This is a genomic window from Streptomyces hilarionis, from assembly GCF_024539675.1.
Lineage (GTDB): Bacteria > Actinomycetota > Actinomycetes > Streptomycetales > Streptomycetaceae > Streptomyces > Streptomyces hilarionis.
Map to the genome: position 1 here is coordinate 1 of NZ_JAHHIT010000031.1, position 13,764 is coordinate 13,764.

Genomic DNA, 13,764 nt, shown 5'->3' on the forward strand with positions numbered 1-13,764 from the left:
CCCGGGCCAGGGGTCGCAGTGGGTCGGGATGGGGCGCGAACTGTGGGACACCTTGCCGGTGTTCGGGGCGCGGATGCAGGAGTGCGACGAAGCGCTGTCGCCGTTCGTGGACTGGTCGTTGCGGGATGTGGTGTTCCGTGACGGTGGTGATCCGTTGTGGTCGCGGGTGGATGTGGTGCAGCCGGTGTTGTGGGCGGTGATGGTGTCGTTGGCGGCGGTGTGGCGGTCGTTCGGTGTGGAGCCGGCTGCGGTGGTGGGTCATTCGCAGGGTGAGGTGGCTGCGGCGTGCGTGGCGGGGGGTTTGTCGTTGGAGGACGGGGCGCGGGTGGTCGCGGTGCGTTCGCGGCTGGTGGCGCGGAAGTTGTCGGGCAGGGGCGGCATGGTGTCGGTGGCGTTGCCGGTCGAACAGGTGGAGGAGCGGATCGTCCGGTTCGAGGGCCGGATCGGGGTGGCGGCGGTGAACGGGCCGTCGTCGTCGGTGGTCTCGGGCGAGCCCGGTGCGTTGGACGATCTGCTGGCCGAGTGCGAGGCGGCGGGGGTGCGGGCGCGTCGCATCGCGGTGGACTACGCCTCGCATTCCGTCCAGGTGGACGCCCTCAACGAGGACCTCCTGACCGAACTGGCCGTCATTCGGCCGCAGTCGTCGTCGGTGGCCTTCCACTCGACTGTGACGGGCGAGCGGTTGGACACGGCTGGGTTGGATGCGGCGTATTGGGTGTCGAATCTGCGGGAGCGGGTGCTGTTCGAGCCGGTGATCCGGATGCTCGCCGAGCAGGATCACCAGGTCTTCGTGGAGTCCAGTCCGCATCCGGTCGTGGTCATGGCGATCCAGGAGACCCTGGAGAGCGTGTACGGCGCCGGCGCGGCCGTGGGGTCACTGCGTCGGGACGACGGCGGCGCGGAGCGTTTCCTGACGTCGCTGGCCGAGGCGTACGTGGCCGGGGCGTCGGTGGACTGGTCGGTGGCGTTCGCGGGCAACGGTGCGCGTCGGGTGGAGTTGCCGACGTACGCGTTCCAGCACGAGCACTACTGGATCGAGGACGTGGTGCCGCCCAGTGCCGACGGCGTCACGGACCCGGTGGACGCGGCGTTCTGGGGTGCGGTGGAGCGGGCGGACGTCGAGGGTGTGGCTGCTCTCGTGGACGGTTCGGTGCCGGATGTGTGGGGGCCGGTGGTGCCGGCGTTGTCGGCCTGGCGCAAGGGGCGTCAGGAGCGGTCGGTGCTGGATGCGTGGCGTTACCGCACGGTGTGGCGTTCGGTGACGGTGCCGGCGGCGGCCCGTCTGTCGGGGACGTGGCTGGTGGTGAGTGCCGGTGGGGACGCGCCGGTGGAGGAGGTGCGCGAGGCGTTGGAGGCGGCCGGGGCCGAGGTGTCGGTGCTGCCGGATCTCAGCGAGGCGGCCCTGTCGGACGCGTCGGGTGTCGTGTCCCTGCTGGCGTGGGACGAGCCGTCGGCGCTGGAGTCGACGCTGCGGCTGGTGCAGGCCCACGGCGAGAGCGAGGCTCCGCTGTGGGTGCTGACCCGGGGCGTCGCCGGTGTGAGCGCGGACGATGCGATCTCCGCGGTCCAGACGTCGGTGTGGGCGCTCGGGCAGGTGGTCGGTCTGGAGCAACCGGCCGCCTGGGGTGGTCTGGTCGACGTTCCCGCCGTGTGGGACGAGCGGGTTGCGGCCTCGTTGGCCGGGGTGCTGGCGGGCGGTGACGGTGAGGACCAGGTGGCGGTGCGGTCGTCGGGCGTCTACGGGCGTCGTCTGGTGCGTGCGCCGTTGGGGGCGAACACGGCCCCGGTCCGGCAGTGGAGTCCGTCGGGCACGGTGCTGGTGACGGGTGGTACCGGTGGTGTGGGCGGGCATCTGGCGCGGTGGCTGGCGAAGGAGGGCGTCGAGCGTCTGCTGCTGGTGAGCCGCAGGGGCGGGCAGGCGGAGGGGGCCGCCGAACTCGTCGAGGAACTGGCCGGGTTGGGCACGGAGGTGACGGTCGCCGCGTGTGACGTCACCGACCGGGCGGCCCTCGCCGACCTGCTGGCGGCGATACCCGCCGAACACCCCCTCACCGCCGTCTTCCACACCGCGGGCGTCTCCGGTTACGCGGAACTCGCCGCGGCCACCCCGGCGCACTACGCGACAGTGCTGTCGGCCAAGACCCTCGGCGCCCGCCATCTGGACGAGCTGACCGCCGAACTCGGCCTGGAACTGGACGCGTTCGTCATGTTCTCGTCCGGCGCCGCGGTCTGGGGGAGCGCCGGAACCGGCGCCTACGCGGCCGCGAACGCCTACCTGGACGGGCTGGCGTGGGAGCGCCGGGCCCGCGGCCTGACGGCGACCTCGGTGTCGTGGGGAGGCTGGAAGGACACCGGCATGGCGACCGACGGGACCGCTGAACAGCTGCAACGGCGAGGAATCCGCCAGATGGACCCGGGGACGGCCGTCGAGGCGCTCCGGCAGGCGCTGGAGCACGACGAGACCGCCCTGACGGTGACCGACATGGACTGGGCGCGCTTCGCCCCCGGGTACACCATGGCCCGGCGCCGCCCCCTGATCGAGGACATCCCCGAGGTCGCCCGTGTGCTCGGCGAGTCCTCCGACCAGGCGGACGCCGCCACCGGCGGCGACTCGGCACTGCGCCGGTCCCTCGTCGGACTCACCGTGTCCGAGCAGCACGAACGGCTCCTGGAAGTCGTCCGCGCGGAAGCGGCGGTCGTTCTCACCCACGCGACGACGGACGACATCACGGCCGGCAAGCCCTTCCGCGACCTGGGCTTCGACTCGCTGACCGCGATGGAGCTGCGCAACCGGCTCAACGCGGCCACCGCACTGGCGCTGCCCGCCACCGTCGTCTTCGACTACCCGACGCCCCACCGGCTCGCCGGGCACCTGCACGAGAAGCTCTTCGACAGCGGCGTCGAGGCCGCACTGCCACAGCTGCGGGCGACGGACGACGACCCGGTCGTCATCGTCGGCATGGCCTGCCGGTTCCCCGGCGGGGTGCGCGGTCCCGAGGACCTGTGGCGGCTGCTCGTCGAGGGCCGCGACGAGATGACGGACTTCCCGGCCGACCGCGGCTGGAACGGACTCGCCATGAACGCGTTCATCGAGGAGTCCGGCGGCGCCCGGCAGGGCGCCTTCCTGGCGGAGGCGGGCGACTTCGACGCGGCGTTCTTCGGGATCTCGCCGCGCGAGGCGTTGTCGATGGACCCGCAGCAGCGGTTGCTGCTGGAGACGTCGTGGGAGGCGCTGGAACGCGCGGGCTACGACCCGCACTCCCTGCGCGGCAGCCGCACCGGCGTCTTCGTCGGCGGCACACCGCAGGAGTACACGACGGTGCTCATGAACTCGACCGAGGCCGGGGGCGGTTACGCCCTCACCGGCGCCTCGGGCAGCGTGATGTCGGGCCGTGTCGCCTACGCCCTGGGCCTGGAGGGCCCGGCCGTGACCGTGGACACGGCGTGCTCGTCCTCGCTGGTGACCCTGCATCTCGCGGCGCAGGCGCTGCGCGGCGGCGAGTGCGACCTGGCCCTCGTCGGCGGCGTGACGGTCATGGCCACGCCCGGGGCCTTCGTGGAGTTCTCCCGCCAAGGCGGCCTCGCGGGAGACGGCCGCTGCAAGGCGTTCGCGGCGGGCGCGGACGGCACTGGCTGGGGCGAGGGCGTCGGCATGATCGCCGTGGCCCGGCTGTCGGACGCGGTGCGCGACGGCCGGCAGGTGCTGGCGGTGGTGCGCGGTTCGGCGGTGAACTCCGACGGCGCGTCCAACGGCCTGACGGCGCCCAACGGCCCCTCGCAGCAGCGCGTCATCCGGCAGGCGCTGGCCTCGGCCGGGCTGTCGGCGTCGGACGTGGACATGGTGGAGGCGCACGGCACCGGCACCGCTCTGGGCGACCCGATCGAGGCGCAGGCGCTCCTGGCCACCTACGGCCAGGACCGGTCGGGCGCGGAGCCCCTGTGGCTCGGCTCGGTGAAGTCGAACATCGGACACACCCAGTACGCCGCCGGGGTCGCGGGTGTCATCAAGTCGGTGCTGGCGATGCGGGAAGGGGTGTTGCCGCGCACGCTGCACGTGGACGCGCCGACGCCGGAGGTGGACTGGTCGGCGGGCGCGGTGGAGTTGCTGACGCAGGCGCGGGAGTGGCCGCGGGCGGAGGGCCGGCCGCGGCGTGCGGGTGTCTCCTCCTTCGGTATCAGCGGCACGAACGCCCACGTGATCCTGGAGCAGGCCCCGCAGGCTGAGGTGGTGCCGGACGTGGGTGATGCCGTCTCGGGGCGTGGGGTGGCCGTGCCGTGGGTGGTGTCTGCGCGGTCTGCCGAGGCGTTGAGGGAGCAGGCGCGGCGGTTGGCCGGGCAGGTGCGGGCGGGTGGTGCGCGTCCGGTGGACGTGGGTGTGTCGCTGGCGACGGGGCGTGCGGCGCTGGAGTACCGGGCGGTGCTGGTCGGCCGCGAACAGGACGACCTCCTCGCCCAGTTGGACGAGCTCGAGTCGGTGCGGGGACCGGCCGGACGTGCCGTGTCGGAGGGTGGGACGGCGTTCCTGTTCTCGGGTCAGGGTTCTCAGCGGGTGGGCATGGGGCGGGAGTTGTATGAGGCGTATCCCGTGTTCGCGGCCGCGTTCGACGAGGTGTGCGGGCGGTTGGACGTGGTGTCGGAGCGGCCGGTGAAGGAGGTCGTGTTCGGTGATGGGGAGGCGTTGGAGCGGACGGTGTTCGCGCAGGCGGGGTTGTTCGCGTTGGAAGTGGCGCTGTTCGAGTTGGTGAGTGCGTGGGGTGTGCGGGCGGATGTGCTGGTGGGGCATTCGATCGGTGAGGTGGCGGCGGCGTGTGTGGCGGGTGTGTGGTCGTTGGACGATGCGTGTCGGGTGGTGGCGGCGCGGGGGCGGTTGATGCAGGCGTTGCCGGTGGGTGGGGCGATGGTGGCTGTGGAGGTGGGGGAGGAGGAGTTGCCGGTTCTGCCGGTGGGTGTGTCGGTGGCGGCGGTGAACGGTCCTCGGTCGGTGGTGTTGTCGGGGGACGAGGGGCCGGTGCTGGAGCTGGCTGAGGGGTGGGCGGGGCGTGGGCGGCGGGTGAAGCGGCTGGCGGTCTCGCATGCGTTTCATTCGGCGCGGATGGAGCCGATGCTGGCGGAGTTCCGTGCGGTGCTGGAGTCGGTGGAGTTCCGTGCCCCGCGTGTTGCGGTGGTGTCGAACGTGTCGGGGCGTGTCGCGGGGGAGGAGTTGTGCGACCCGGAGTACTGGGTGCGGCATGTCCGTGAGGCGGTGCGCTTCGCCGACGGCGTCGGCGCGGCCCACGACCTCGGCGTGCGCCGCTTCCTCGAACTCGGCCCGAACGGCAGCCTGACCTCGCTCGCCCACGACACCCTCGCCGACCAGGGCCGGGAGCGCGGCCTGACGGTCGCCCCCCTGCTCCGGAGCGACCGGCCCGAGGACCTCGCCGCCCTGACCGCCGTCGGCAGGCTGCACGCCGCCGGTGCGGCGGTGGACTGGGCCGCCTTCTTCGCGCCCTACGGGGCGCGCCGGGTCGAACTGCCCACCTACGCCTTCCAGCGTCGCCGGTACTGGCTGGAGCAGTCCGCGCCGACGGCCGAGTCCGCCGTGGATCCGCTGCGCTACCGGATCGAATGGACGCCGTTGCCGGACGGTCCGCGTCCGTCGCTCGGCGGCCACTGGGCCGTCGTCGTGCCCGCCGCCGGGGAGCACGAGGACCTCGTGCGGGAGGTGACCGCCGCCCTCCGGGAACACGGCGCGCAGCCCCGGACGGTCGAGGCCGACGCCGCCGCGCCCGACCGCGCCGAACTCGCCGGCCTCCTGCGCGACGCGCTCGGCGCGGACGCCGGGGGAGTGGTGTCGCTGCTCGGACTCGACGGCGGAGCCTCCTCGGGGGCCGCCGCCACCGCCGTCCTTCTCCAGGCGCTGACCGATGCCGGCGGCGGCGGGCGGCTGTGGTGCCTGACCCGGGGCTCGGTCGCGGTGAGCCCGTCCGATCCGCTGGCCGCTCCGGCGCAGGCCCAGGTGTGGGGCATGGGGCGGGTCGCCGCGCTGGAGCAGCCCGAGCGGTGGGGCGGCCTGGTCGACCTGCCCGACGCCCTGGACTCCGCCGCGCGGACCCGGCTGTGCGCCGCGCTGGCCGGCGGGACCGGCGAGGACCAGCTGGCCGTGCGGCCCGCCGGGATGTTCGCCCGCCGTCTGTGCCGGGTGGCCGCGCGACCGTCGGCCGCCGGGCCCGCCGACACCGAACACGCCACCGGCGCCGGGGCCCACGCCGACCGCGCCACCGCCGCCACCCGCTCGGACGTCGCCGACGCGTTGCGGCTGTCCGCGGGCGGCACCGTGCTGGTGACCGGCGGCACCGGGGCGCTGGGCGCGCGTCTCGCGCTGTGGCTGGCCGAGGCGGGGGCGGAGCACGTGCTGCTCGTCGGCCGGCGCGGCCCCGAGGCCGAGGGGGTCGGCGAACTGACCGCCCGCCTGCGGGAGTCGGGCGCCGAGGTCACCGTCGCCGCCTGCGACGTGGCCGACCGCGACGCGCTGGCGGCGCTGATCGCGGGACTGCCCGCCGACCGGCCGCTGACCGGCGTGGTGCATGCCGCCGGCGTGCTCGACGACGGCGTGCTCGACGCGCTCACCCCCGAGCGGTTCGCCGCGGTCGCCGCGCCCAAGGTGACCGGGGCGTGGAACCTGCACGAGCTCACCTCGGACCTCGACCTGTCGGTGTTCGTGCTGTTCTCCTCCCTCGCGGGTTCGGTCGGTCTGGCCGGGCAGGGCAACTACGCGGCCGCCAACGCCTACCTGGACGCCCTGGCCGTCCACCGGGCCCGGCTCGGCCTGCCCGCGACCGCCGTCGCCTGGGGCTCCTGGTCCGGGGGCGGCATGGCCGCCGACTCGGACGCCGCCCGGGAACGGCTCGCCCGCGCCGGGCTGACGCCCCTCGAACCGGCGGCCGCCCTGGCGGCCCTCGGACGGGCGCTCGCCGACGGCGATCGTGCCGTGACCGTCGCGGACGTCGACTGGGACCGGTTCGCGGCCGGGTTCGGCCCCGGCCGGCCCAGCCCCCTGCTCACCGGCGTTCCCGAGGTGCGCCACGCCCGGCGTCGGGAGGCCGAACGGCAAGCGGCCCCCGCGACGCGCCCGCTCGGCGGCCTCGGCGGGCTCGTCGGCGACGAACTCCGGCGGGAACTGGACGCGTTGGTGTCCGCGGAGGTCGCCGTGGCGCTCGGCCTGCCGGGCGCCGACCGGGTGCCGCGCGAGCGGACCTTCCGCGCGCTCGGCTTCGACTCGCTGATCGGCGTCGAGTTCCGCAACCGGCTCGCCGCCGCCCTCGGCCGGCGGCTGCCGACCGGCCTGGTCTTCGACCACCCCACCCCGGCCAGGCTCGTCGAGCACCTCGCCGCCGTCCTCGAAGGCGCCCGGAGCGGGAGCGCCGACGCGCGTCCCGCCGCCCCCGCGCGGATCCAGGACGATCCCGTCGTGATCGTGTCGGCCGCCTGCCGGTTCCCCGGCGGCGTCACGACCCCGGAGGAGTTCTGGCGGTTCGTCCTCGACGGCCGCGACGCCGTCGGCCCCTTCCCCGAGGACCGGGGCTGGGACCTCGACCGCCTCTACCACCCGGAACCGGACCACCCCGGCACCAGCTATGTGCGCGAGGGCGGCTTCCTCACCGGCGTGGCCGACTTCGACGCCGAGTTCTTCGGGATCTCGCCGCGTGAGGCGCTGGCGATGGACCCGCAGCAGCGGCTGCTGCTGGAGACGTCGTGGGAGGCGCTGGAGCGGGCGGGCATCGTGCCGTCCTCCCTCGCCGGCAGCCGGACCGGCGTCTTCGTGGGCTCCAACGGGCAGAACTACTCCGCCCTGCTGGGCTCCGCCGAGGTCGAGGGGCATGTGCTGACCGGCACGGCCTCCAGCGTGCTGTCCGGCCGGATCGCCTACACCCTGGGGCTGGAAGGCCCCGCGCTGACCGTCGACACCGCGTGCTCCTCCTCGCTGGTCGCCCTGCACCTGGCCGTGCGGGCGCTGAGCGCGGGCGAGTGCGATCTGGCGCTGGCCTCCGGGGTGACCGTGATGTCCGGCCCGGAGATCTTCCTGGAGTTCTCCCGTCAGCGGGGCCTGTCCGCCGACGGCCGCTGCAAGGCGTTCGGCCCGGACGCCGACGGCACCGGCTGGGGCGAGGGCGTCGGGACCGTCCTGCTGGAGCGGCTCTCCGACGCCCGCCGCCTGGGCCACGAGGTCCTCGGCGTCGTACGCGGCACCGCCGTCAACCAGGACGGCGCGTCCAACGGGCTGAGCGCGCCGAACGGACCCGCCCAGCAGCGCGTCATCGGGCAGGCGCTGGCCGACGCGGGCTGCGCGCCGGCCGACGTGGACGCCGTCGAGGCGCACGGCACGGGGACGCGGCTGGGCGACCCGATCGAGGCGCAGGCGCTGCTGGCCGCCTACGGGCAGGACCGGCCCGCCGACCGGCCGCTGTGGCTGGGCTCGGTGAAGTCGAACATCGGCCACACGCAGGCCGCGGCCGGGATGGCCGGCGTGCTGAAGATGCTGTTCGCGATGCGGCACGGACAGCTGCCGCGCACCCTGCACGCGCCCGAGCCGACCCCCGAGGTCGACTGGTCCCAGGGAGCGGTCGCCCTGCTCACCGGGAACCGGCCGTGGCCGGAGGCCGGCCGCCCGCGCCGGGCCGGGGTGTCCGCGTTCGGCGTCAGCGGCACCAACGCCCACGTCATCCTCGAACAGGCCCCCGAGCCGGCCACCACCCAGCCCCGGGCCCTGCGACCCTCGGCCGGCGGGACCGCGGCCTCCCCGTCCGCCCTCCTCGATTCCCCCGTCCCCGATGCGCCCGCCCCGGACTCACCCGCGCCGGACTCACCCGCGCCGGATGCGCCCGCCCCGGCGTCACCCGTCCTCGGCTCCCCGGTCGTGCCCTGGGTGCTGAGCGCCCGGAGCGCCCCGGCGCTGGCCGCCCGCGCCGAGGCGCTGCGCGCACCGCTGCCCGAGGCGGAGCCCGCCGACGTCGGCAGGTCCCTGGTGACGGCCAGGACGCTGTGGCAGGAACGCGCCGTCCTGCTCGCCGGCGGCCCCGCCGACCGCGAGGCGTCCCTCGCCGCGCTCGCCGCAGGACGGGAGGACGCCCGGGTGGTGCGCGGCGCGGCCGACACCCGGGGCCGGGTCGTCTTCGTCTTCCCCGGTCAGGGCGCGCAGTGGACCGGCATGGCCGCCATGCTGTGGGAGTCCTCGCCGGTCTTCGCGCGGTGGATGGACCGCTGCGCCGACGTGCTGGCCGGGCTGACCGACTGGTCGCTCGCCGACGTCCTGCACGAACGCGAGGGCGCGCCCGGACTGGACCGGGTGGACGTCCTCCAGCCCGCCTCCTGGGCGGTGAGCGTCTCGCTCGCCGCACTCTGGCGCTCCTGCGGCGTCGAACCCGCCGCGGTGGTCGGCCACTCGCAGGGCGAGATCGCCGCCGCGTGCGTCGCGGGCGGGCTCACCCTGGAGGACGGCGCCGCGCTGGTCGTCCTGCGCAGCGGACTGATCGCCCGGGAACTCTCCGGCCGGGGCGGCATGATGACGGTGGCGCTGTCCGCCGCCGACACGGCCGAGCGCATCCGCCCCTGGGACGGCAGGATCTCCGTCGCCGCCCACAACAGCCCCGGCTCCACCGTGGTCGCGGGCGAACCGCGGGCCCTCGACGAACTGCTCGCCGAGTGCCGCAGGACGAAGGTGCGCGCCCGCCTCATCCCCGTCGACTACGCCTCCCACTCCGCCCAGGTGGAGCGGATCGAGACCCGGCTGACGGAACGGGCGGCGGGGGTCGAGCCGCGCCCGTCCGCGATCCCGTTCCACTCCACGACGGTCGGCGCCCTGTTCGACACCACGGGCCTCGACGCCGGCTACTGGTACCGCAACCTGCGCCGGCCCGTGCTGTTCGGGCCCGTCACCGAGCAGCTCCTCGACCGGGGCCACGACGTGTTCCTGGAGATGAGCCCGCACCCGGTGCTGGTCCCCGCCGTGCAGGACACCGTCGACGCCGCCGGCGCGACCGCCGTCGCCGTGGGAAGCCTCCGCCGGGACGAGGGCGGCCCCGAGCGGTTCCTGCGCTCGCTGGCCGAGGCGTTCGTGCGGGGCGTCCCCGTGGACTGGCCGGCCGTGCTCGGCGCGACCGGGGCCGACCGCCCGGTCGCCCTGCCCACCTACCCGTTCCAGCGCAGCCGGTTCTGGCCGGAGCCGGCCGCCGTGCCGGCCGCGCCGGGCGGCGTCGAGGAGGACGCGCGGCTGTGGCGGGCCGTGGACCGCGGCGACCTGGCGGCCGTGGCCGCCGAACTGGCCCTTCCCGACGGTCAAGCGCTGGGCGAACTCGTCCCCGCGCTGTCCGGCTGGCGCCGCCGGCGCCGGGACGCGGCGCTCCTCGACGACTGGCGCCACCGCGTCACCTGGATCCCGGCGACCCCGCCCGCCCCGGCCGCCGCGGCCGGCGACTGGCTGCTGGTGGCCCACGAACCTGACGCGGCCGTGACGCGCTGGGCGGCCACGGCGCTGGGCGCGACCGTGACGACACCCGCGGGCCTGGCCGACCTCACGGCGACGCGGACCGACTGGACGGGCGTCGCGTCCCTGCTCGGGCTCGCCGACCGGCCGCACCCGGAGCACCCGGCCGTGCCGGTGGGCGTCGCGGACACCTTGACGCTCCTGACCGCCCTGCGCGAGGCCGCCGTCGACGCGCCCCTGTGGTGCCTCACCCGGGGAGCCGTCGGCACCGGCCGCTCCGACCAGGTCACGGCGCCCGCCCAGGCGCAGCTCTGGGGCCTGGGGCGGGTGGCGGGCCTGGAGACCCCGGCCCGGTGGGGCGGGCTCGTCGACCTGCCCGCCGCACCCGACGAACGCGCCGCCGCCCTGCTGCGGGCCGCGCTCACCGCCGGCACGGACGAGCAGGAGTACGCCCTGCGGCCCGCCGGCCTCTACGTGCGCAGGCTGGTCCGCGCGCCCCTGGACCGCGCCGCCGTCCCACGCCCCTGGCGCCCCCGGCCCGACGGCACCGTCGTCGTCACCGGCGGCACCGGCGCGCTCGGCGCCCGGGTCGCCCGCCGGCTGGCCCGCGCCGGAGCCGGACACCTGCTGCTGACCAGCCGCAGCGGCCCGGACGCCGACGGCGCCGCCGAACTCGCCGCGGAACTGCGCCGGTCGGGCACGGAGGTGACCATCGCCGCGTGCGACGTCGCCGACCGCGAGCAGCTCGCCGCGGCGCTCGCCCTGGTGCCCGACCGCTTCCCGGTCACCGCCGTGGTGCACGCCGCGGGCATCAGCCGCACCGCCCCGCTGGCCGAGACGGACCTCGCCGGACTGGCCGACGTCGTCGCGGCCAAGGCCGCCGGGGCACACCACCTCGACACCCTGCTCGCCGGGCACGACCTCGACGCCTTCGTCCTGTTCTCCTCCGGCGCGGCGGTCTGGGGCAGCGCGGGCCAGGGCGCCTACGCGGCCGCCAACGCCCACGCCGACGCGCTCGCCGCGGACCGGCGCCGCCGCGGACTCGTCGCCACGTCCGTGGCGTGGGGCAGCTGGGCGGGCGGCGGCATGGTCGACGACGACCTGGCGCGCGACCTGGCCCGCGCCGGCGTGCGCTCCATGGACCCCGACCGCGCGCTCGACGCCCTGCAACAGGCCCTCGACCACGACGAGAGCGCCCTCACGGTCACCGACATGGACTGGGAACGCTTCGCCGCGGCCTACACCGCGGCCCGGCCGCGCCCGCTGCTCGACGCGATCCCGCAGGCGCGCCGCACCGCCGCCGCGGACCCGGCGCAGGACGTCCCCGACCTCGCCGCGCGGCTGGCCCGGCTGTCGCCGGCCGAGCGCGACCGGGAACTGCTGGACCTGGTCAGGACCGCCGCGGCCGCCGCCCTCGGCCACACCGGCCCCGAGGCCGTCACCGCGTCGAAACCCTTCAAGGACCTGGGCTTCGACTCGCTGACCGCCGTCGAACTGCGCAACCGGCTCGCCGCCGCGACCGGTCTCGGGCTGCCCGCCACCCTCGTCTTCGACCACCCCACCCCCGCCGCGGCTGCGGGCCGGCTGCGCGCCCTGCTGCTCGGGGACGAGACCGCCGCCGGCTCCCCGGTCCCCGCGGTGCTCGCACCGGCGGCCGACGACCCGGTCGTCGTGGTCGCCATGGCCTGCCGCTACCCCGGCGGAGCGACCACCCCCGAGAAGCTCTGGGACCTGGTCGCCGCCGGCAAGGACGGCATCGGCGACTTCCCCGCCGACCGCGGCTGGACCGTCGCCGCCGACGCGGCCTTCTCCCGAACCGGCGGATTCCTGCCGGACGCGGCGGAGTTCGACGCGGCGTTCTTCGGGATCTCGCCGCGTGAGGCGCTGGCGATGGACCCGCAGCAGCGGCTGCTGCTGGAGACGTCGTGGGAGGCGCTGGAGCGGGCGGGCGTGGACGCCCTGTCGCTGCGCGGCAGCCGCACCGGCGTCTTCGTCGGCGCCGGCTCCCACGACTACGCCACCCTCCTCGGCTCCCTGGACTCGGGGCGGGACTACGCGCTCACCGGCGCCGTCGGCAGCGTCCTGTCCGGCCGGATCGCCTACGCCCTGGGCCTGGAGGGCCCGGCGTTGACTGTCGACACCGCGTGCTCGTCGTCGCTGGTGGCGCTGCATCTCGCGGCGCAGGCGCTGCGCGGCGGCGAGTGCGACCTCGCCCTCGCGGGCGGCGTCGCCGTGATGGCCACCCCGGACGCCTTCGACGCCTTCGCCCGGCAGGGCGGGCTGGCGCCGGACGGCCGCTGCAAGGCCTTCGCCGCGGGCGCGGACGGCACCGGCTGGGGCGAGGGCGTCGGCGTCCTGGTGCTGACCCGGCTGTCCGAGGCCCGGCTCCGCGGCCACCGGGTGCTGGCGGTGCTGCGCGGTTCGGCGGTGAACTCCGACGGCGCGTCCAACGGCCTGACGGCGCCCAACGGCCCCTCGCAGCAGCGCGTCATCCGGCAGGCCGTCGCCAACGCCGGACTCACCCTCGCCGACGTCGACCTGGTCGAGGCGCACGGCACCGGCACCACCCTCGGCGACCCCATCGAGGCGCAGGCGCTGCTCGCCACCTACGGCCAGGACCGGCCCGCGGAGCGGCCGTTGTGGCTGGGCTCGGTGAAGTCGAACATCGGTCATACGCAGGCGGCCGCGGGCGTGGCGGGTGTCATCAAGTCGGTGCTGGCGATGCGGGAAGGGCTGTTGCCGCGCACCCTGCACGTGGACGAGCCGACGCCCGAGGTCGACTGGTCGGCCGGCGCGGTCCGGGTGCTGACCGAGGCGCGGGAGTGGCCGCAGGACGAGGACCGCCCGCGACGGGTGGGGGTGTCGGCGTTCGGCATCAGCGGCACGAACGCCCACGTGATCCTGGAACAGGCCCCGCAGGCGGAAGCCTCCCACGCGGAAGCCCCGCGGGCGCAGGCTCCGGGAGCGGACGCGGAAGCCGTGGAGACCACGGACGAGGCCGTCGTCCCGGTGCCGTGGGTGGTGTCGGCGCGGTCCGCGCAGGCGCTGCGCGAACAGGCGGGGCGGCTGGCCGGGCAGGTGCGCGAGCGCGCCGTGCGTGCGGTGGACGTGGGGTGGTCGCTGGCGACGACCCGTGCACGGCTGGAGTACCGGGCGGTGCTGGTCGGCCGTGAGCCGGGCGACTTCGCGGCGGGACTGGAGGACCTGTCCGCCGGCAGGCCGGTCACCGAGGGTGGGACGGCGTTCCTGTTCTCGGGTCAGGGTTCTCAGCGGGTGGGCATGGGGCGGGAGTTGTATGAGGCGTA

General features: G+C 75.8%; 1 protein-coding gene. It reads left to right on the forward strand.

Going from position 1 to position 13,764, the window contains the following annotated elements:
* Positions 1 to 28: 28 nt before the first annotated feature.
* On the forward strand, positions 29 to 13,764 hold a 13,736-nt coding region (locus KMS84_RS04905), incomplete at its 3' end, for a type I polyketide synthase (protein ID WP_285893162.1).